11 protein-coding genes are annotated in these 22,177 nt (G+C 55.0%); 9 read left to right on the top strand and 2 right to left on the bottom strand.

What is annotated here, in order from left to right; translation table 11 throughout:
- Positions 1-467: 467 nt before the first annotated feature.
- Positions 468-1,274, bottom strand: coding sequence for a polyphosphate kinase 2 (gene ppk2 / locus BMW46_RS08250; RefSeq protein WP_074707085.1), 807 nt, complete (start codon positions 1,272-1,274; stop codon positions 468-470).
- A gap of 206 nt (positions 1,275-1,480) precedes the next feature.
- On the opposite strand from ppk2, the gene BMW46_RS08255 reads away from it, so the two are divergent.
- The 9 genes from BMW46_RS08255 (at position 1,481) to BMW46_RS08295 (ending at position 19,995) form a co-directional block, all read left to right on the top strand.
- Positions 1,481-1,885, top strand: a complete 405-nt coding sequence (locus tag BMW46_RS08255; RefSeq protein ID WP_074707087.1) for a hypothetical protein — start codon at positions 1,481-1,483, stop codon at positions 1,883-1,885.
- Between the two features lie 150 nt (positions 1,886-2,035).
- The gene (locus BMW46_RS08260) at positions 2,036-2,533 is read left to right on the top strand and encodes a copper-binding protein (RefSeq protein WP_081355737.1); all 498 of its coding nucleotides are present in this window, start codon (positions 2,036-2,038) and stop codon (positions 2,531-2,533) included.
- Entirely contained in the window at positions 2,530-3,933 is a 1,404-nt protein-coding gene (locus tag BMW46_RS08265) for a TolC family protein (RefSeq protein WP_074707090.1), read from the top strand. Before BMW46_RS08260 ends, BMW46_RS08265 begins: the two co-directional genes overlap by 4 nt.
- Positions 3,930-5,555, top strand: a complete 1,626-nt coding sequence (locus tag BMW46_RS08270) for an efflux RND transporter periplasmic adaptor subunit (RefSeq protein WP_074707092.1) — start codon at positions 3,930-3,932, stop codon at positions 5,553-5,555. The genes BMW46_RS08265 and BMW46_RS08270 overlap by 4 nt, the downstream gene beginning before the upstream one ends.
- A gap of 1 nt (position 5,556) precedes the next feature.
- Positions 5,557-8,718: an efflux RND transporter permease subunit gene (locus BMW46_RS08275; RefSeq protein WP_074707095.1), complete on the top strand. Its 3,162-nt coding sequence runs from the start codon at positions 5,557-5,559 to the stop codon at positions 8,716-8,718.
- A 442-nt stretch (positions 8,719-9,160) separates the two neighbouring features.
- Positions 9,161-9,547 carry a small metal-binding protein SmbP gene (gene smbP, locus BMW46_RS08280; protein WP_074707097.1) on the top strand — a complete coding sequence of 129 codons (387 nt, stop codon included), beginning with the start codon at positions 9,161-9,163 and terminating at the stop codon, positions 9,545-9,547.
- Position 9,548: 1 nt separating this feature from the next.
- Positions 9,549-12,851 (top strand): maltose alpha-D-glucosyltransferase, encoded by a 3,303-nt coding sequence (treS, locus tag BMW46_RS08285; RefSeq protein ID WP_074707101.1) that lies wholly within the window; start codon positions 9,549-9,551, stop codon positions 12,849-12,851.
- A 22-nt stretch (positions 12,852-12,873) separates the two neighbouring features.
- Positions 12,874-14,745, top strand: a complete 1,872-nt coding sequence (treZ, locus tag BMW46_RS08290) for a malto-oligosyltrehalose trehalohydrolase (protein WP_256377006.1) — start codon at positions 12,874-12,876, stop codon at positions 14,743-14,745.
- Between the two features lie 54 nt (positions 14,746-14,799).
- Positions 14,800-19,995, top strand: a complete 5,196-nt coding sequence (locus tag BMW46_RS08295; RefSeq protein ID WP_074707106.1) for a malto-oligosyltrehalose synthase — start codon at positions 14,800-14,802, stop codon at positions 19,993-19,995.
- 41 nt (positions 19,996-20,036) lie between these two features.
- Here the strand turns inward: BMW46_RS08295 and glgX are convergent, their stop codons facing one another.
- Positions 20,037-22,142 (bottom strand): glycogen debranching protein GlgX, encoded by a 2,106-nt coding sequence (gene glgX, locus BMW46_RS08300; protein ID WP_074707109.1) that lies wholly within the window; start codon positions 22,140-22,142, stop codon positions 20,037-20,039.
- Between the last annotated feature and the right edge of the window lie 35 nt (positions 22,143-22,177).

A 22,177-nucleotide genomic window follows, 5' to 3' on the forward strand; every position in this document is an offset into this window, starting at 1 on the left:
TGAAGCTGAGTTGAACCAGGGAAGTGCACGATACGAACATTCTGCTTATAGAACAGCGTATCAATCGGAGGGTACTTTGTCAACTTTATCATGTCTAAAGTGTCTCAACTCTCAGGAAGATGTAAAGTAGAGGGTGGGGCAGGTGAAACAAAAATAAAGATGAGCATTAAAATCACAGAACCCAACATAGCTTGTGAAAGTCATAACTTATTTATTGCGCGGGGTATGCTTCTATAGAAGGCGGCAGCCAGACTGCGCAAATGAATGCGGTGGCATCTCAAGGTCTTGAGAAGGCAGGGAGTGATTCCGCTGGTATTGCATCTGACGGGAGGAGATGCATTCCAGTCCCTTTAACGGATCATGACGGAGAGGCGCCACCGCCCCCATTCGGCGAACTCCCGAAGGGGAGCAGCGCGACTTGAAATAAAAGTATTTCCAGAAAGGTTACGTACAATAAAACAGTACGCCTATACCGCCAGCAGACCTTCCTCTATGAACGAGGCGGTAAATATCGATACAATTTGCGGGTCCGGCAAAATCAGGTGCTCGTCTTTGTCTTCGTAATCCAACCGGCTGAGCATGTCCTTGATGACATTCAGCCGGGTCAGTTGCTTGTCGTCCGCATGCACGATGATCCAGGGCGTAATCAAATTATGTGTATACGTCAACATCTTGTCGCGCGCTAATGTATATTCATCCCATTTTTCGAGAGCATACCCATCGAGCGCGCTGATTTTCCATTGCGCCAGAGGATCCTTTCTGCGCTGGCTCAGCCTTTTTTCCTGCTCGGGTTTACTGATATCGAGGTAGTACTTGAGAAGCTTGATGCCGGAGCGTATCAGCATGAGCTCGAACTCCACTACTGAGCCCATGAATTCTTCATACTCGGCATCGGTACAAAAACCCATTACCTTTTCCACACCCGCCCGGTTATACCAACTGCGGTTAAACAGCACGAGCTCCTGCGCTGCCGGAAGGTATTGAACGTAACGCTGGAAATACCACGTGTTGCGGTCGCGGTCCGAGGGTTTACCGAGTGCGACCACGCGCGTTTCACGCGGACTCAGGTGCTCGGTGATACGCTTGATCGTGCCGTCCTTGCCGGAGGCATCCCGCCCTTCCATGATAATCAGAATCTTGTCACCGCATTCGATGAGGTGCCGTTGAAGCTTGACAAGTTCAACCTGGAGTTTGTATAGCGTGTCCTCGTAGTCTTCCTTGGATATTTCGGACGCATGTGCTTCCTTTTCCTTCTTGTCTTCCTTTTTGCTCATGGTCAGGTATTTCTCCGTGCAAAATCCGAATCGCCAGAGGATGCGAAGACACCGAATGTCGATAGGATGGAGTTCAACTTGAATTTATCCAACCTTCTACTATGATAGATCAACAGTTGCTGAAGAATCGGGACGGTAGGATATGAATTTTCCTTTATAACACGTAACTCTTGTTCTGACAGGATAGATGCCTCATACTGGATAATATGATGCTGCGTGCGCGCATATTCTTATCGATTCTGATCATGTTGTCGTTGCCCCTGCAAAGCGCTCTGGCCGCTATCATGCCGCTATGCGCTCAAGCCAGAAATATATCTGTATCTGGGGCACCTGAAAATCAAATTGATCATGAAGCCCCTTCCGCAGCTTGCCCCTTGCATGACAATAGCAATCACAAACAGCCGGATAGACAACCGGGTGGTGATAATGCAGAGGGTGAGGCGGATTTGACCCTTTCCTGCGATGGAGTCGTTTGCCACATAAGCGGCAATGGTCTGCCATCTGCGGCGTCTGCACTCAATCTTCCTGGTGGATTTTCTTACGCCATCTTGCCCATTTCTCGCTTTTCCTCGTTGGTTCTTCAGCAGCCGCAACGCCCTCCTCTAGCTTGATCTCTTTCGCGTATTAAACCAGCGGCCGGACGGCAGGTCTTTTGCTGCCCAGCGGTTTTGTATGGGTTCCCCTGACGAAAATTCCGCCGGCTAATTTTCTATTGCTGAATCGGTAAACCGCGGGGGTTATATGTTTTCAAGGAAGTCAGGATGATTACGCCACTCTTCGCTGTACTGCAACTGGCGCCAATACTTGCGTGCCTATCTGCCGAGGCACTTGGGGATGGAGCCGTTCAACCGGCTCCGATTGATTCGAGGCAAATTGCCCTTTCGATGATGTATGAACCCGTATTGTTTAATGATCGGCTATTCCACAAGCAGAACTTTGAACCAGCGAAGGACAAAAAAACAATAGTTGCGAGTGCGTCCGAGGCTACAAAGCCCGCTACACCTGCGAACCTTGTTCCAGGCAGGGGAATAGTAGTGAAGGTTGATCGGATCAATGCCCTCGTCAGGATAAACCATGATCCTATCCCTGCCCTGGATTGGCCCAGGATGACAATGTCTTTTCACCTGAGGGAAAGCGCTTTGGCTGAACAGGTCAAGGAAGGCGATGTAGTGGAATTCTTCCTCAAAAAATCAGGTTCCGATTACATCATCGTCAAATGGCGGAAGCAAGCTCCAACAGGGCAAGGGAGTTCGCAATGATTCCCATCGGAATCATCACTCCGGTGCTTGCCGCCGTCATGCTTTCTACATTGGCCCACGCGGAAGTTTCGTCCCCGGCAGGTAGAGGAACGTCTACACAGGCTGCTCCAGAACAATCTGTGGGAACCTTTGTGGCAGCCTATCCCCAAAATTCAGCTTCGCTGGCTACCCTGACCACCCTGATTGCAGAAGCGCTGGAGAACAATCCGGAAATCCAGGCTGCGCTGCGGGAACGAGAAGCCGCCCAGCAGAGAATATCGCCTGCGGAAGCACTGGAGGATCCTGTTCTGGAAGCAGGGGTGATCAATGCCCCGTTGGCATCTTCCACTTTTAACCGTGAGGACATGACCATGAAAATGATCGGTCTGTCCCAGCGATTCCCTTTTCCAGGGAAACGCGGTTTGCGTAAAGATGTCGCCGCCAAGGATGCAGAGGCCATTGAATATGGCTACCAGGAGACCATCAACCGTGTTGTACGCGATATCAAAGTCTCGTATCTCGATCTGGGTCTCACCCTTGAAATGACCCGCCTGGTCGAAAAAAACAAGCTCATCCTGGAAGAGCTTCTCCACATTGCTGAAGATCACTATGCGGTAGGGCGAGGAAACCAGGCCGATGTGCTAAAGGCCCAGACACAGGTATCCGGAATGGCGAATGAACTGCTGAAGCTTGCAAGAGAAAGACCGGTAATCGAAGCCGAGTTGACCCGCGCGCTCGGCCGGGGCGGGAATAAGCCGTTGCCAGTGCCCGCACCGCCGCAATTGCGTGAGGAAATCCTGGGCCCGGAATCATTGCTTGAGGCCGCCCTGACCCAACGCCCACAATTGCTGGCGCTACAAAGCCTTGTTGCCCGCAACGACAAAGCGCTGGAACTTACGCGCAAAAATTATTATCCCGACTTCGACGTGCGTATGTCTTACGGGCAGCGCGACAACATGCTGGACAACAGCCGGCGACCGGACATGGTGAGTCTGACGGTGGCAATGAACCTTCCCGTTTGGCGTGCCAGCAAACTCGAGCCACGCGAAGCGGAGTCGCTGGCGATGCGCGATCAGGCGCTGAACACTTATGAAGCGCAACGCAATGAGGTGGCGGCAAGACTGCGTCAGCAGGCAGCATTGGCCGAGCAAAGCCTGAAGTCCGCGCGGCTCTACCAGACAGCCATTCTGCCCCAGGCACGGCTTACGGTCGAATCCACCCTGGCGGCTTATCGGGTTAACCGGGTCGATTTCATGACACTGCTCGACAGCCAGATGACAGTATTCAGTTCCGAAATCAGCCTAGCGACGACCATAGCAAGTTACAACAAGGCGCTTGCGGAGATCGATCTGCTCACTGGTAAATCGCCAGACAACTTATTACCTATCCCCCGGGAGCTCATGTCAAAGGAGCGCATGTGAAGCTCGCCGTCAAATTAATAGCTTTTGTCGCCCTGGCTGCAGCCTTACTTGTCGCCGGGTATTGGTGGGGAGCAAGCCGCCCTTTGACTTCTGCCGCTAAGGCCTCGCGTGTGGTTTCAGCCGACGGTAAGCCTGAAAGGAAGATTCTCTATTATCGCAACCCCATGGGACTGCCCGACACTTCGCCGATACCCAAAAAAGATCCCATGGGTATGGACTACATACCTGTTTACGAGGACGAGGAATCCGCTTCCGCCGATGCGGCAGTCAAGATCAGCATCGACAGGATACAAAAACTGGGAGTAAGAACCGAGCAGGTCTGCATGCGCGAACTCAGTCGCACCGTAAGGGCAGTAGCGACAGTGCAGGCGGATGAACGGCGGCTGCATATCGTGGCGCCCCGGTTCGAGGGATGGATCGAGCGGCTCCACGTCAATACGACGGGACAAGCGGTTAGAAAGGGTGATCCGTTGATGGATGTGTATAGTCCCGACCTGATCACGGCACAGCATGAATATCTCATCGCCCGGAGAGGAACAAGGGACGTGGAGGATGGGGGCCTTGAGGTTCAGGCGGGGATGGAACGGTTGACTGAAAGCGCCTTGCAGAGATTGCGCAATTGGGATATATCCGGAGCGGATCTGAAGACACTTCAGCAGGAAGGCAAGTTTACACAGTCCATCCTATTTCGTTCTCCGGTAAGCGGCGTGGTTTTGGAAAAACGGGCGATTCAGGGACAGCGCTTCATGACTGGAGAGATGTTGTATCAGATTGCGGATCTCTCCAGAGTATGGGTGCTCGCAGACGTGTTTGAGCAGGATCTTGCCACGATACAACGGGGGCAGACTGCCACCATCCGGGTTGAGGCCTATCCGGACAAAGTGTTCCCAGGCGAGGTGACGTTCATATACCCCACGGTCACCCCGGAAACCCGTACTGCCAGTGTGCGCATCGAGTTGCCCAATCCGCAAGGGCTGCTGAAACCGGCGATGTACGGGAAAGTGGAGTTCGTTTCAACCCAACGTAAAGACAGGGTGCTTGCCGTCCCCGAGTCGGCCATACTCGATGCCGGTACCAGGCAGTCTGTGCTGGTGGATCTCGGCGAAGGCCGCTTTGAACCGAGGCTCGTGAAGCTGGGCAAGCACGCGAACGACTATGTGGAAGTTCTGGATGGACTGAAGGCCGGGGAAATGGTTGTGGTGAAAGCCAATTTTCTCATCGATGCCGAAAGCAACCTCAAGGCTGCACTGAGCAGTTTTGCCCGCAGCAGTCAGGATTTAGTGCTTGGGGAAGAGGGAGAGAGAGGCCGGATCGCCTCCGGCTCATCCGGAACTGTACCTTTATCCCCGTCTCCATCTTCATCGAGCCATCGCGGAGAAGGAATCATCGAAGCAATCGATGTGGCCAACACAATCGTGACGCTTGCCCACCGCCCGATCGCAAGCCTCGGGTGGCCGGCGATGGTGATGGATTTCAAGGTTCTGGACCCCGCGTTACTACGAACGTTGAAACCCGGCCAGAAGGTTGCTTTCGAGATAACGGAAGCATCGCCGGGCGAGTACGTTATTGTGCGTATACAGCCGCAGGCTGAGGCTGTCGCCGCTCACGGAAAGAAGCACTGAGATGGTCGGCAATATCATCGAATGGTCGGTACGGCACCTCTTCCTGATGCTGGTCGGGACATTCTTCATAATAGTCTGGGGCGTATATTCGGTATGGAAGACACCGGTCGATGCGATTCCGGATCTTTCGGATGTGCAGGTCATCATTTATACGGAATATCCGGGTCAGGCGCCCCAGGTAGTAGAAGATCAGGTTACCTATCCGCTCACTACTGCCATGCTGAGCGTGCCGAAATCCAGGGTGGTGCGTGGTCTCTCGAGTTTTGGCGTGTCGTTCGTATACGTCATCTTCGAGGATGGCACAGACATCTATTGGGCACGCTCGCGCGTATTGGAATACTTAAGTTTTGCAGCTGCTCGCCTCCCCGGGAATATAAAACCTTCACTTGGTCCGGATGCCACCGGCGTAGGCTGGGTTTATCAATATGCCGTGACCGCAAAGAATCGTACCCTCGACGAGTTGCGCGCCATCCAGGATTGGTTCTTGCGCTATCAGCTAACCGCGGCGGAGGGCGTGGCGGAAGTGGCCAGCGTAGGCGGTTTTGTACGAAGCTATCAGGTTACAGTGAATCCGCAGCAGCTACAGGCTTACGGCATCCCGTTAAAGAACGTGTCCCAGGTTATCGCTGCCAGCAATCGCGATGTGGGAGGACGTGTGATCGAGCTCGCGGAGACAGAATATGTGGTGCGCGGCAAAGGCTATCTGCGCGGGATAGACGATCTCGAAAAACTCGTCGTCAAGGCGGAGAAGGGCACACCGGTGCTGCTGCGCGACATTGCCCGGGTGGAACTGGTTCCTGAGGAACGTCGCGGCATAGCCGAGCTTGACGGCGAAGGAGAGGCTGTCTCGGGGATTGCGGTGGCGCGGCACGGCGAGCATGCTCTCGATATTACACGCAATCTCGAAAAGAAAATTGCCGAGATCATGCCGGCCCTGCCGGAAGGTGTTTCAATCCGGTCCCTCTACGACCGTTCGGACCTGATCCAGCGTGCCATCATGACGCTGCGTGAGGTGTTGATCGAGCAGATCATTATTGTGGCGCTGGTTTGCGCGGTCTTCCTCATGCACGTGCGGAGCGCCCTGGTGGCGATCATCATGCTTCCCATCGGCGTACTCATCGCTTTCGTCGCAATGCGGTTCCTCGGCATCAATTCCAACATCATGAGTCTTGCGGGCATCGCTCTTGCGATTGCTGAAATGACCGATGCGGCGATCGTCATGATCGAGAATGCGCACAAACATCTTGCGCGCGCTGGTCCGGGAGTTTCAAGTACAGCCCGCAAAGAGGCCGTCATTGATGCCTGTAGGGAAGTTGGCCCATCGCTGTTCTTCAGCCTGCTGATCATTACCGTGTCGTTTCTGCCTGTATTTGCCCTCGAAGCGCAGGAAGGGCGCATGTTTCAGCCACTGGCCTATACCAAGACTTTCGCCATGGCGGGTGCCGCCTTGCTTTCGATCACCCTCGTTCCAGCCTTGATCCTGCTTCTGATCCGCGGTCGCATTCCGCTTGAGCAGGATAATCCGCTGAGCCGTTTCATGATCCGGACCTATCATCCGGTAGTGGGCCGGGTGATGCATTGGAAAAAGATAATCATTCTGGCAGCGCTTGCTGTGCTTGGGATAACCATTTATCCCGCACTCAAGCTGGGAACGGAGTTCATGCCGACATTGAACGAAGGCACGCTTCTTTACATGCCAGTGACCTTGCCGAGCATTTCCGTGACGAAAGCGGCTGAGATATTGCAGACGCAGGACAGGATCATCAAAAGCTTTCCGGAAGTGGCATCAGTGCTCGGCAAAGCGGGACGGGCCAATACTGCAACCGACCCGGCGCCGCTGGAGATGGCTGAAACCATCATCAACCTGAAACCGGAGGCTGAATGGCGCTCCGGGATGACCGTGGATAAATTGATCGCTGAAATGGACCGGGCGCTCCAGATGCCTGGAGTCAGCAATGCCTGGACCATGCCGATCAAGAACCGGATCGACATGCTTGCCACAGGCATACGCACGCCCATTGGCGTCAAAGTGTTCGGAAAGGATCTGGAGGAAATCGAAATCCTTGCCAGACAAATCGAGACAGCGATAAAAACGGTGCCTGGAACGACGAGTGTCTATGCGGAACGCATTACCGGCGGCTATTACCTCGATATCGAGCCGGACCGCATGGCGCTCGCGCGCTATGGGCTGGCCGTAGGGGACTTGCTGGACGTAATCTCAGTGGCACTGGGCGGGGAAACGGTAACCACCACCGTGGAAGGACGGGAACGCTTCGCTGTCACCGTGCGCTATCCACGTGCATTGCGCAGTGATCCCCAGGCAATCGCTACCCAGGTGCTGATACCCACCATGGACCAGACGATGATCCCGCTCGGGCAACTTGCGCAAGTAAAACTCCTCCAAGGCCCGCCGAGTATCCGCACGGAGAACGCGCTGCTGTCGGCTTACATCTTCGTCGATATCCGCGACCGCGACATCGGCAGCTATGTCGCGGAAGCCCAGCAGGCAGTACGTGAGCAGGTGCGGTTTCCGCCGGGGTATTACGCAACCTGGAGTGGCCAGTTCGAATACATGGAACGTGCTGTCGAAAAGCTGAAGGTAGTCGTGCCGCTCACGGTCCTGATCGTATTCCTGCTTGTATATCTGAACTTTCATCGACTCACCGAGACGCTGATCGTCATGCTTTCGGTTCCTTTTTCCTTGGTCGGCGGCATCTGGCTCATGTATCTGCTCGGCTACAACATGAGCATCGCAGCGGCGGTTGGCTTTATCGGACTCATCGGTATCGCGACTGAAACAGGAATGGTCATGCTCACTTTCCTCGATCGGGCGTTGGCGAGTATCACGGCGACGCGGCAAGCCACAGGCGAAAAAGTTACCGTTGAAGATCTTTACGAGGCAGTGATCCAGGGCGCGGTATACCGGATACGTCCGGTGATGATGACCATCTCGGGAAGCGTCATCGGACTGCTTCCCGTCATGTTCAGCACAGGCACGGGATCCGAGCTGACACGGCACATAGCCACCCCCATGGTGGGCGGAATGGTTTCCACTACAGTACTGACGCTGGTCGTATTTCCGGCCATCTTTGCTCTGATCAAGGGAATCACTGTACGAGGCGACAGCAAAAGACACGCGCTTACGCGTGCAAGAACACAATAGGGAACTCGAAGAATATGAAACGCGTCCCTATTACATGGCAAGCGCGGATCTCAAGGCGCATTGCCAAAGATTGATAAGCGGCTAAGCTATAAGCAGGCTGCGGAGGCAAACCTGGATATGGGAAAGGATCACAGAAAGATGATGGGGGAAATGAAACAAATGCATTGACGATGGCGGGCGGGCGACGGTATCAATGATGCGCCAGCGTTGACGCAGGCGATATCCGGCATTCGGACTTCTGCTATCACCCATGTTTGCCGGCGCCGCGAGGGTGATGAATCCTCTGTCTGTCGTCAGCGATCTTTGCGGTTGAACTGTATTCCACTCTGCAATGAGTCCGGGCAGGAGTCTTAGGTACTACTGTACGGACCTTGGTTACGCCCCTTACAATGAGTCCGAGAAGGGGCAAGCCCCTCGGATTCGTTCACCAGGGAGAGATGTCATGAAAAAGCCATTCTCGTGCAGCTTGATCGCTTTTGCTTTCCTCGCGGGATGTTCTACGATGGATTATGCTACAGATGAACATGAGGACAAGGCGCTTCAGGAATTGGGACTGGCAGTCAGAAGTGCTGAAAATGAGGACGCAGGAGGCGTTATCGCCCATACTGAAAAAGCGAAGAAACACGTGATCGAGGAAAACCACGAACATCCTTATACCCATCCGTTCATATCGATATATGGACAGTTTCCGAAAGCGGAACATGATATGGAAACATTCGAAGAAATGGATAAGGCGATCGGGGAAGCGAAAAAAGGGAACTTTACAAGAGCCGCGGAGGCTGCCAGAAGAGCTTCTGTTCATCTGAAACAGAAAGCCCGGTCGAAATAGCATGGAACGAGAAGAAGATCCGTTCTGGTACAAGGACGCCATTATCTATGAATTGCACGTCAAGACATTCTTCGACAGTAATGGTGACGGCATAGGAGATTTTTCGGGCCTGATCTCCAAGCTCGACTATCTGGCGGAACTGGGCGTCACCGCGCTCTGGCTTCTTCCATTCTATCCGTCTCCGGGACGGGATGACGGTTACGATATTTCCGATTATCACAGTGTGCACCCCGATGTCGGCACCTTGGAGGACTTTCACCGGTTTATCGCGGAAGCTCATGGTCGAGGTTTGCGCGTAATCACGGAACTGGTGCTCAATCATACTTCCGATCAGCATCCATGGTTTCAGGCAGCTCGCCGCGCCCCACCGGGGTCCGTCAAGCGCGACTATTACGTATGGAGCGACGACAACACCAGGTACAGCGGTGCGCGCAGTATTTTCACGGACACAGAGGGATCCAACTGGGAATGGGATGATGTAGCCAAAGCCTATTACTGGCACCGCTTTTTTTTCCATCAACCTGACTTGAATTTTGACAACCCCCATGTCTTTAACGCCATGATGCATGTGATGCGGCTCTGGCTGGATGCGGGTGTCGATGGCATGCGCCTGGATGCCATGCCCTATCTGTGCGAGCGCGAGGGGACCAACTGCGAAAACCTGCCGGAGACTCATGCGGTGATCAAACGCATGCGTTCCGAACTGGATAAACACTACCGCAACCGGATGTTCCTGGCTGAGGCGAACCAGTGGCCGGAGGATGTACGCGAGTATTTTGGTGATGGCGACGAATGCCATATGGCTTTCCATTTTCCACTCATGCCGCGAATGTACATGGCTATTGCGCGCGAAGATCGTCACCCCATTGTAGAGATCATGGAGCAGACACCAGACATTCCCGAGAATTGTCAGTGGGCAGTGTTTCTGCGCAACCACGATGAACTGACATTGGAGATGGTCACCGATCGCGAGCGGGACTATCTTCACCAGACATATGCAATCGACCCTCAGGCCCGCCTGCATCTCGGTATTCGACGACGTCTGGCGCCCCTGATGGACAATGATCGGCACCGAATTGAATTGATGAATCTGCTGCTCATGACCATGCCGGGGTCGCCCGTGCTCTACTATGGAGATGAGATCGGGATGGGTGATGACCTTCTCCTCGGTGATCGCAATGGTGTGCGCACACCCATGCAGTGGTCAGGGGGGGCTAACGGCGGGTTTTCAACGGCTGATTCTCAACAGCTTTTCCTGCCGACCATTATCGACCCCGTATATGGGTTTGGTGCAGTGAACGTGGATTCACAGAGGCGTAATTCGTCATCCCTGCTCAACTGGATGAAGCGCCTGATTGCGATGCGCAAGGCGCACCGAACCTTTGGTCGGGGTACGCTGCGTTTTTTGCGGCCTGGCAACCGCAAGATTCTTGCCTATCTGCGTGAGCATGAGGATGAAACGATTCTGTGCGTGGCTAATCTGTCCCGAGTCGCACAGCCAGTAGAACTGGATTTAAGCCAATTCAGGGGAAGAGTACCGGTTGAATTGATGGGTCGCACGCCATTCCCCCCCGTGGGGGAGCTGCCGTATCTTCTTACCTTGAGTGCTCATGGCTTTTATGCTTTCCGCCTGACAGCCGACGTGGCCGCCCCTGCCTGGCATGAGGAACGGCAGATATCGCCGGATCTGCCTGTCCTTGTGCTTGTGGAGTCGGGTTGGGGCACACTGTTGAACCGGGATGATGGTAGCGGGGGCATGAAAGACCTGATGGCTCGTCGTGCCCGCCAGCAGCTCGAGGGGCAGATCATGCCTCGCTTCTTTTATTCCCAATCCTGGTTTTTGATGCGAAACCTTCCCGTCAGAAAATTTGAGCTCGGGGAGATGCACGAGTGGTCGACAGAGCAAGGAAGCTGGCTGCTAGCCATCGTTGTTTTAACGCTGGCCAATGATGAGGTTTATCGCTTTGCCGTGCCTCTGGCACTGGTGTGGGAGGACGAGGATGAGGCGATTGTGAGCACGCTACTGCATGCCACGCTTGCTAAGGTTCGCCGCCGGGAGCGGACAGGCGTGCTGTTCGACGCATTCTGGGATGATGGTTTCTGCCGCGCCATGGTTTCCAGCATGCATGATGGTTCTGCGCTCCTGTTTAAGCGTGGACAAGTGTCTTTCCATGCAACCACCGCTTTTTCCGGCCCGATGGTTTCAGGCGCATCAACAACGGTAACGCGGACAGTTTCGGAGAGAGGACGATTGTTCGTGAACATGGGCGACCGACTGGTACTGAAAGGATACCGCTGGCTTCTTCCCGGCGTGCACCCCGAACTGGAGATGTCGCGTTTTCTGACGGAGACAGCAAAATTTACTCATATGGCGCAACTGGCAGGCACCGTGGAGTACACGGACGGTGAGGGATGCAATTCCACTCTGGCAATCCTCGAGCACTACGCCGAGAATCAGGGTAGCGCCTGGGCTTATACGCAGGACTATCTGCAACGCTACCTGGATGAGTGCCGCACACAACAAAAGCGTCCCATTGATTCGCGGCATGTTGCCTACATGACCCTCATCAATACGCTGGGATTGCGTACGGCCGAATTTCACCGGGCACTTGCGCCGGATGATGCAGATGGAGCTTTCGGCGTCGAACCCATTACCCCCGAAGATCTTGCGGAGTGGGTGAACACCGTGCGTGCGCAGATGGATGAAATGTACAAATTGCTGGAAGCGAAATGGCCGGATGTGCCCAAGTCCGTGCAGGGGGCCGGCAATGATCTTTTATCAGCCCGGTCGAAATTCTACCGTCGCATCACCCGCCTGGCAGCCATACATCCCGAGGCCTTGAAGGCGCGCTGCCATGGGGATTACAGCCTGCGTCAGGTGTGGCTCTCGAACAATGATTTTCTGATTACGAATTACGGCGGCGGTCCCGAACGCGCATGGCGTGAGCGCCGCTGGAAACAGAGCCCCCTCCGCGATGTGGCAGGCATGCTGTTTTCGTTTTCCGAGGTGGCGGCAGTGGCACTGGAGCATGTTACGGATGAATATTCGGAATCAACCGTTATGCTTGCACAACAAGCTGATAAATGGCGAGCGCTTGCTAGCGCGGATTTCCTCAAAAGCTATCGCAGGGCGATGAAGGGAAATTCCCTGTTCCCCGCTGATACCGGAGTAACCGATGCTTTGGTTACGCTCTTCATGGTGGAGAAAGCTGTTGCCAGCGTGAGTAACGCGCTCGCGCAACAATCGAAGTCAGTCGATGGAACCATGCAGCGACTGATACGGCTGATGCAGCGTAGAAGGTAGAATAAGGGGAAGAGGGAAAGGCGTGCTGACACGACTTCATGACATGCCCTATGGCGCTCAAATTACGGATGGCGGAGTGCGCTTCCGTCTTTGGGCACCTGGGTGCAAACAGGTGGGATTGTGCCTTGCAGACGGGCGGACGAATGAGCAACACGAACTGATACTCCCCATGAGTCCTCGCACAGGGGGATGGTTCGAGTCGACTGTAGCGGAAGCAGGCACAGGAATGCGCTACGGGTTCGACGTGAACGGTGTCCGCGTTCCCGATCCCGCCTCGCGCTTCAATCCGGATGATGTGCATGGTTTAAGTGAGGTGATCGATCCTTCCACCTTCGCCTGGCGGGATGCGAAATGGCGTGGACGGCCATGGGAAGAAACCGTCATCTATGAGCTGCATGTAGGCACGTTCTCACCCGAGGGAACCTTCAACGGCGTATCCCAGAGACTGGACTATCTGGTCGAACTCGGCGTGACCGCCATCGAGCTCATGCCGGTTGCCGATTTTCCAGGCTCGCGAAACTGGGGCTATGATGGCGTCCTGCTTTACGCGCCCGATAGCCGTTACGGACGTCCGGAGGATCTCAAGGAACTGGTTCAGGCCGCGCATGAACGGGGACTGATGATTCTGCTCGATGTCGTCTACAATCATTTCGGGCCGGAAGGAAACTATCTTCACCTTTATGCAAGGGATTTTTTTACTGAGCGCCATCACACTCCGTGGGGTGCGGCAATAAATTTCGATGGCCCCGCAAGCCAGCAGGTACGCGAGTTTTTCATCCACAACGCGTTGTATTGGCTGCAAGAGTATCACTTCGATGGCCTGCGGCTCGATGCAGTACATGCGATCATCGACCATTCCAGTCCGCACATCCTTGTCGAGCTGGCGGAGCGTGTACGTGCTGAGGTCGATGCAGAACGCCACGTGCATCTGATCCTGGAAAACGATGCCAACAATGCCCGTTACCTGACAAACGGCTGGTACGACGCCCAATGGAACGACGATATTCACCACGCTCTGCATGTGCTTTCTACACACGAGAGTGATGGATACTATATTGATTATGCCGACAATCCGGTACGTCATCTCGGGCGCTGCCTGGCGGAAGGATTTGGCTATCAGGGAGAGATATCCGTTTATCGCGATAATACGACGCGTGGAGAGGCAAGTATTCATCTGCCGCCCCAGGCTTTCATTTCCTTTCTGCAATCCCACGATCAGGCGGGCAACCGTGCATTTGGCGAGCGTATTAACCATATTGGCGAGGAAGCGTTGACACGTGCGGCGGCAGCCATCTATTTGCTGGCTCCCGGCATTCCCATGCTGTTCATGGGCGAGGAATTTGCCGCAAAATCGCCTTTCCTGTTTTTCTGCGACTTTGGAGGGGATCTTCGCGAAGCTGTGACACAGGGCCGACGGAGGGAATTCGCCCGCTTTGCCCATTTTGGGCAAGGCATGACCGAGATACCGGATCCAAATGCTGTTCAGACTTTTCTTATCTCTAAAATCGACTGGAGTTCACTCAGGGATGAAGCGCACCTTGCCTGGCTGGAGTATTACCGCAACCTGATGAAACTTCGCAGCGAAATTATCGTACCGCGCCTTCGCGGAATGAAGGGTAATTCCGCACATTTTGAGGTATTCGCGCCCAAGTGCCTCCGCGTCTGCTGGCAGTTGGGCGACGATTCCACCTTGCGGCTATTGGCGAATTTTTCTGATACGAACGTAGCGGCTCCCGAGTCCGCCGGGCAAATCGTGTTTGCATCCCCAAGTGCAATACCAATATCTTCCCGCGCAACGAAAAGTATCCGGGCGAAAAGTATCCTGGCGCCTCGTTCGGTAGTTTGGATGCTCGAACCGGCTGCCGATAAAAGTAAAAGCAGTTTTACCTGGTAACAACCGCCAAAGCTGAAATGAAGGGAAAGCACAAGGGAATATCGAGGGAGAAGCATGAGCAATCCGCTTGACCAGCTGTGCGAATTATATGGCGTGCTACCCTGCTACAGCGATATCTGGGGAAATACCCGCCACACTTCGGAGGACGCAAAGCGCGCTCTACTCGGGGCAATGGGGGTTGCAGCGGCCACGGAAGAGGAAATTTCAGCGTCCCTGCACACTTTTATAAGGCGCAAATGGGAGCATGTGTTGTCGCCCGTACAAGTGGTGCGGGAGTGGATGCGACCCTATCGCATTGCAGTCGCGCTACCGGCCGCCGAGGGCAAGGGGGCCTATCGCTGGCGCTTGTACAGGGAATCCGGGGCCGAAGACTACGAAGAATTTATTCCTGACGGCTTGGAAGAGGTCGAGCGTTATCGCTTCACCGCTCGCGGCGGTTTCGGCAGTTTCGATGATCCCGGCGCCCAGGAATTCGTGCGGCGAATTCTGGTGCTGGATCTCCCGGTGGAACCAGGGTACCACCGGCTTTCCATCGAAAAGAGCGATGGCCTCGCTCTGGCTGAAATGCCGTTTATTGTGGCTCCTGCCATTTGTTATTGGCCGCCAGGTATCGAAGGTGAGAGGCGGGTGTGGGGGCCCGCCCTCCAGTTATATGGTATTCGTTCCCAGCGCAATTATGGCATCGGGGATTTCAGCGATCTTCGACGCCTGGTCGAATTCTATGCCAGTGCGGGGGGAAGCACGCTGCTGCTCAACCCGCTTCATGCGTTATTTCCCGATGCTCCGGAACACACCAGTCCCTACAGTCCCTCCAGCCGCACCTGGTTCAACCCGCTTTACCTGGATGTGGAAGCCATACCCGAATTTGCGGGATGCGAGGAAGCACGCTCGATAGTGCTCGCGCCGGAATTCCAGGCGCGGCTGCGCGCGCTTCGTGCTACCGAACAGGTGGATTATAGAAGTGTTGCGGAGGCGAAATCGGAAGTCCTCGTCTGCCTGTACCGCCATTTCCGTAGTACCCATCTAGCGCAAAATACTGGTCGTGCGCGTGCTTTTCGTGTTTTCCAGGCGGAGCACGGCGAGATTCTTCGCAAGCAGGCGCTGTTCGAGGCGCTTCAGGAATATTTTCGGGCAGGGGACAGCTCTGTATGGGGGTGGCGCGTATGGCCCGAAGCATACCGCGATCCCGCAGCTCCGGAGGTGGCCGCATTCTGCGAAGCTCATCTCGATCGCGTGGAATATTTCGAATACCTGCAGTGGCAGGTTTCCCTGCAACTGGGAGCGGTCGGCACACGCTCATGGGAAGTGGGTTTCAACATTGGTTTAATGTTCGATCTGGCGATCGGTGTAGCGGAAGGTGGCGGGGCAACGTGGTCCCGCCGTGAACTTTACGCACTTGAAGCCAGTGCAGGCGCGCCACCCGATGACTTCAACCGCCTGGGGCAGAACTGGGGCCTGCCGCCCTGGATTCCACATCAGCTCACTGCATCCGCTTATGCACCTTTCATTGAAGTTCTACGCGCCAACATGCGGGACAGCGGCTCGCTGCGCATAGATCACGTAATGGGCCTGCGCCGCCTGTTCTGGGTAGTGCGCGGGCTGCCCGCAACGGAGGGCGCGTACATACGCTATCCCTTTGAAGATATGCTGAGCATTCTGGCACTGGAGAGCCAGCGCAACCGCTGCCTGGTGGTAGGTGAAGATTTAGGGACAGTACCACCGGAAGTACGCGAAGCTTTGCATCCCGCAAATGTGATGTCCACACGGTTATTATATTTCGAGCGGCGCGACGACGGGCAGTTGAAGCCGCCGCAGGAGTACCCGGCAAATGCCGTAGTGGCAGTAACAACCCACGACCTTCCGACTCTGGCGGGATTCTGGCAAGGGCTCGATATTGATTTGCGCGACCGTCACAATCTGTTTCCCGAGGATGAGATGCGGAACAGGCAAATCGTGGAGCGCGCGGCAGACCGTGCACAGCTCCTGGTGGCATTGGAGAGTGAAGGCGTGTTGCCGTCGAGAGGCGGGCTTCATCAGGTCGGCTTCCCGGAAATGACGGCGGAACTCGCGGCAGCAGTGTACACCTATCTGGCCCGTGCACCGTCGAAACTTCTGCTGCTGCAACTCGAAGATGGCTTCGGGGTACTTGAGCAACCGAATCTGCCCGGTGCAACAGGAGACACTTACCCATCCTGGCGTCTCAAACTGCCCCTCAATCTGGAGGAGTGGCAGGGAAGCGCCTGGCTGCAGGGAATAATGCTGGCGTTGCGTCGAGAGCGTCCCTTATCGCAAGCGCCCACCTCCTCAGAGGGCGAAGTCGCGCAGGACGTACAAGCGCAGATTCCACGGGCAACTTACCGCTTGCAATTGAATCGGGACTTCAATCTGAGGCAGGCAACGGAACTGATCCCGTACCTGGATGAGCTGGGTATCAGTCATTGTTATCTTTCGCCCCTCCTCAAAGCGCGCCCTGACAGCGCCCACGGCTATGACGTAACCGACCATGGCAGGCTCAATCCGGAGATCACGAGCGCCCGGGACTTCGAACGGTTTGCTGCTGCCTTGAAACGCCATGGAATGAGCCAGATCATGGATGTGGTTCCCAATCACATGTCCATCACTGGGGCTGATAACGAATGGTGGCTGGATGTACTGGAAAATGGTCCGGCGTCCCGCTTTGCCAGCTATTTTGACATTGACTGGTATGTGATGGGAGAGCACCTGCCGGGCCAGGTGCTGCTGCCTGTTCTGGGTGATCACTATGGCGCGATTCTGGAGAAGGGCGAACTCAAGCTTGTGTTCGACCCCGAACAAGGCTCCTTCAGTGTTTTTTATCATGAGCACCGGTTTCCTGTGGACCCGCGTGAATATCCGCGCATTCTTGGGTACGAACTCGAACGTCTCGGGATGCGGCTGGGAGAACAGCACCCGGAGTTTCTGGAACTCCAGTCTCTAGTCACGGCGTTTAACCATCTGCCACTGCGTGACCGAGTTTCCCCCGATGCGATCACCGAACGAGCGCGCGACAAGGAGATACACAAACGCCATCTGGCTTCGCTGCTCGTGATGAGCGCAGACATTGCCCAATTCGTTCAGGAGAATGTGTCCGTTTTCAACGGGGACACGCCGGGGGAGCGACCCAAGAGCTTCGATCTTCTGCATGAACTGCTGAGCCTCCAGGCCTACCGTCTGGCTTTCTGGCGTGCTGCAGCGGACGAGATCAATTACCGCCGTTTCTTTGATATCAATGATCTGGCGGCGCTGCGCATGGACAACCCGGAAGTGTTCGAAAGCACGCACCACCTGATTCGCGAACTGATCGTGCGCGGGTATGTGAGCGGGTTACGCATCGATCATCCGGATGGCTTGTACGCCCCCAAGGAATACTTCGAGCGTCTGCAGGCAATGGCCGCAGCAGCATTGTTTCCGGGAAAATTAAAAGAGGGAGCCAAGCCGCTCTACATCGTGGCGGAGAAAATACTCGCCTCTCATGAACATCTTCCGAAGAGCTGGCCCATCCACGGCACTACCGGATACAACTTTGCCGCGGTTTGCTCCGGCCTTTTTGTCGACACTGGCGCTGCCGACCATTTCACCCGTATTTATGAGCGCTTTATTCGGACACGTTTGGATCTCGGCGCAATGATACGAACGAACAAACACTTGATCATGGAAAGCGCGCTGGTAGGTGAGCTTCAGGTACTGGCTATACAATTGGCACGTATTGCCAAAGGTGATCGCCGCACGTGTGATTTTACCTTCAACAGCCAGCGCAGTGCTCTCGCCCAGATTGTCGCCAACTTTCCTGTCTATCGTACTTATGTATCCGATTGCGAAAGTTCTGCTGATGATGTCCGTTATGTCGACTGGGCGGTTGAGGTAGCCAAGAAGCGCAGCCAGGCAGTTGACACCACTATCTTCGATTTCGTGCGGGAGGTGTTGCTGGGTCGGCACGCCAGGGGTCAAAGCGAAGCATACAAAAACGCCATATGTGCCTTCGCCATGAAGTTTCAGCAGTACACCAGCCCGGTAATGGCCAAGGCAATGGAGGACACGACCTTCTACCAGTATAACCGTCTGGTATCTCTCAACGAGGTCGGCAATGAGCCGCAACGGTTCGGCGTGTCGCTCGCAGCGTTTCACCGGGAAAATCAGGAGCGAGCGAGCCATTGGCCGCATGCCATGCTGTCCACTTCGAGTCACGACAGTAAGCGGTCGGAAGATGTACGGGCGCGCATAAGCGTTCTCTCCGAAATACCCGATCAGTGGGCACGGACTCTTAAGCGATGGAACAGGCTCAATCGCAGCAGTCGTCGGGAGTTGGGCAACACTTATGCGCCGAGCCGGAATGACGAGTACCTGCTATACCAGATATTGCTGGGCATATGGCCTTTTGACACACCGCACGGCGAGGAATTGGCAGAGCTGTCCGACCGCGTAGTTGCCTACATGCGCAAGGCGGCGCGAGAAGCGAAGGTGAGCAGCTCCTGGATCAACCCTGATAGCGAATATGAGGCAGCAATGCAGGACTTCGTGCATGCGCTTCTCTCCGAGCAGCCCAACAATCTGTTCCTGCGCGACTTTCTGCCTTTCCAGCAGCAGATTGCATGGGCGGGCGCCTTCAACAGCTTGTCACAAGTGTTACTCAAACTTACGTCACCAGGAGTACCGGATATCTACCAGGGCAACGAAACCTGGGACTTCAGTCTCGTGGATCCGGACAACAGGCGTCCTGTGGACTATACGGGGCGTCGCAGGTCCTTGCAGGCCATCCGCTCGATGCATGCTGAAGAAGGCCCTGGCGCCTGCGCGCAGCATCTGATGGAGAATCTGCGGGACGGCCGAATCAAGCTCTATCTGAGCTGGAAAGCGCTCACATTCCGTCGCGAGCACGAACAGTTTTTCCGCGAGGGCGACTACCTGCCGCTAAAAGCGTATGGGGACTGTAGTGAGCACGTATGCGTGTTTGCACGGCGTCGGGAAAATGAAATTCTTGTCGTTGCCGTACCGCGATTGCTCGGCAGGCTCATCGGAGAACAACACAGGTTCCCAGTCGGTAAATCCATCTGGACCGACACCTGGGTGGAACTGCCTTCAGACGAGTTGCGCGAGAAGTGGATCAATGTGTTGACTGGCGAGATCCTTACCACGCAGAGGACGGAGGAGGCGTGCAGGAGGTTTGGGTTGGCTCACCTTTTCGGGACGTTTCCTTATGCATTGCTATCCCCTTTCGAGCCGACGACGGGATGAAGCGGGGATATTTGCAGAGGCTCACCCTGGATGAGAGAGTTTCACGCCTGCCGCTGCAAAAGCACCAGTGACCGGGGTGCGACTGACAAAGTGGATCCAGCTTCGAGCCCGGGCTTATCTGCTGCATTCTCTACCCAGCCCTCGTTGGTGTCGAGTATCTTCAACCAACGTAGCCCCCAGTGGTTCGGGGGCAGAACGAAATCGATCGCCTCGAAATGCGCGTTGAAAATCAGGTAGAAGCTGTCATCCTTCACTGGCTCCCCTCGAGCATTGGGATTCGGGAAACTGTCTCCGTTGAGAAAAATTCCCAAGCTTTGAATTCCCCCATTCCCCCATAATTCCTCGCTCGCCTGTTCTCCCATGTAATTGAACCACGCAATATCGTCTTGGCTCCCACCGTGGATGGGTTGCCCCTGAAACCACCGTCGCCGGCGGAAGACCGGGTGATCATGGCGGAAGCGAGTGAGGCGTCTGGTGAATTCCTGTAAACCGATATCCACCTTCCCCCAATCCACCCAGGAAATTTCGTTGTCCTGGCAGTACGCATTATTATTTCCCTGCTGGGTGCGACCTGATTCATCCCCTGCGAGCAACATGGGCACACCCTGTGACAATATCAGGGTGGCCAGGAAATTGCGCTGCTGCCGGGCGCGAAGCGTAAGCACTTCCCTGTCATCCGTAGGCCCCTCGACACCGCAATTCCAGGAACGGTTGTCGTCTGTGCCATCCCTGTCGTCTTCGCCATTGGCCAGATTGTGTTTTTCGTTGTAAGACACCAGATCACGCAGTGTGAAACCGTCGTGCGAGGTGACAAAATTGATGCTTGCAAAAGGATGACGCGAATTCCCCTCGTAAAGGTCTGAGCTTCCGGTAAAGCGGTAAGCGAATTCACTTAAAGTAGGTTCCTGAGTGCGCCAGAAATTGCGAATACAATCCCGGTACTTACCGTTCCATTCAGACCAGCCTGATGGGAATTTCCCCACCTGATAACCGCCTTCTCCCAGGTCCCAGGGTTCCGCGATCAGCTTGACCTGATTTGTAACAGGATCCTGCTGGATAATGTTGAAAAATGCATTCAGCATTTGCACTTCATGCAGTTCGCGTGCGAGCGCGGATGCAAGATCGAAGCGGAAGCCATCGACGTGCATTTCCAGCACCCAATAGCGAAGCGAATCCATGATCAGTTGCAGCACATGTGGCTGCCTCATGTTGAGGCAGTTGCCTGTGCCTGTGTAATCCCTGTAATAACGCCGATCCTCCATAAGCTGGTAATAATAGGCGTTGTCGATTCCCTTCAGGCATAACACTGGCCCGAGATCGTTGCCTTCCGCAGTATGGTTGTACACCACATCGAGGATAACCTCGATGTCGGCTTGATGCAGAGCCTTGACCATTTGCTTGAATTCGGCGCTCGCGGCCCCCGGACGCTTGTCCGCGGCGTAGGCGCTATGGGGAGCAAAATAGGCAATGGAGTTATAACCCCAGTAGTTGTGCAAACCCTGGTCCAGAAGATGTTTGTCCTGCACAAAGTAGTGCACTGGCAGCAGCTCGACAGCAGTGACTCCAAGCTGTTTCAGATACTCGATGGAGGCGGAGTGTGCGAGACCCGCATAAGTGCCCCGCAGTTCAGGAGGTATGTCCGGATGTTGTGCCGTGAAGCCCTTGACGTGCAACTCATAAATGACTGTTTCGTGCCAGGGGCGCTGGAGTTGACGATCGCCGGACCAATCGAAAAACGGTTGATGAACGATGCTGCGAGGCATGAAAGGCGCGCTATCCTTATCATTCCGTGCATCGCGGTCATCGAAAAGATAGGGGAATACAGCTTCATCCCAGGTAATGTCGCTATCGATCCCTTTTGCATATGGATCGAGCAGCAGCTTCGCGGGATTACAGCGATTGCCTTGCTCAGGGGCCCACGGCCCATGCACTCGAAAACCATAGCGCTGTCCAGGCTCTACGCCACGCAGGTAGCCGTGCCAGCAATATCCTGTCACCTCGGGCAAATCCACCCTGGTTTCACGACCGGCTTCATCGAACAGGCACAGTTCGACGCGTTCCGCCACCTCGGAAAACAAGGAGAAATTGGTTCCCGCTCCATCGTATGTTGCACCAAGGGGATAGGGTGTGCCTGGCCAGATTTTCATTCGGAGACCTGCGTCAAAGTTACGGAATGCTGCTA

This window comes from Nitrosospira multiformis (assembly GCF_900111585.1).
GTDB lineage: Bacteria > Pseudomonadota > Gammaproteobacteria > Burkholderiales > Nitrosomonadaceae > Nitrosospira > Nitrosospira multiformis_B.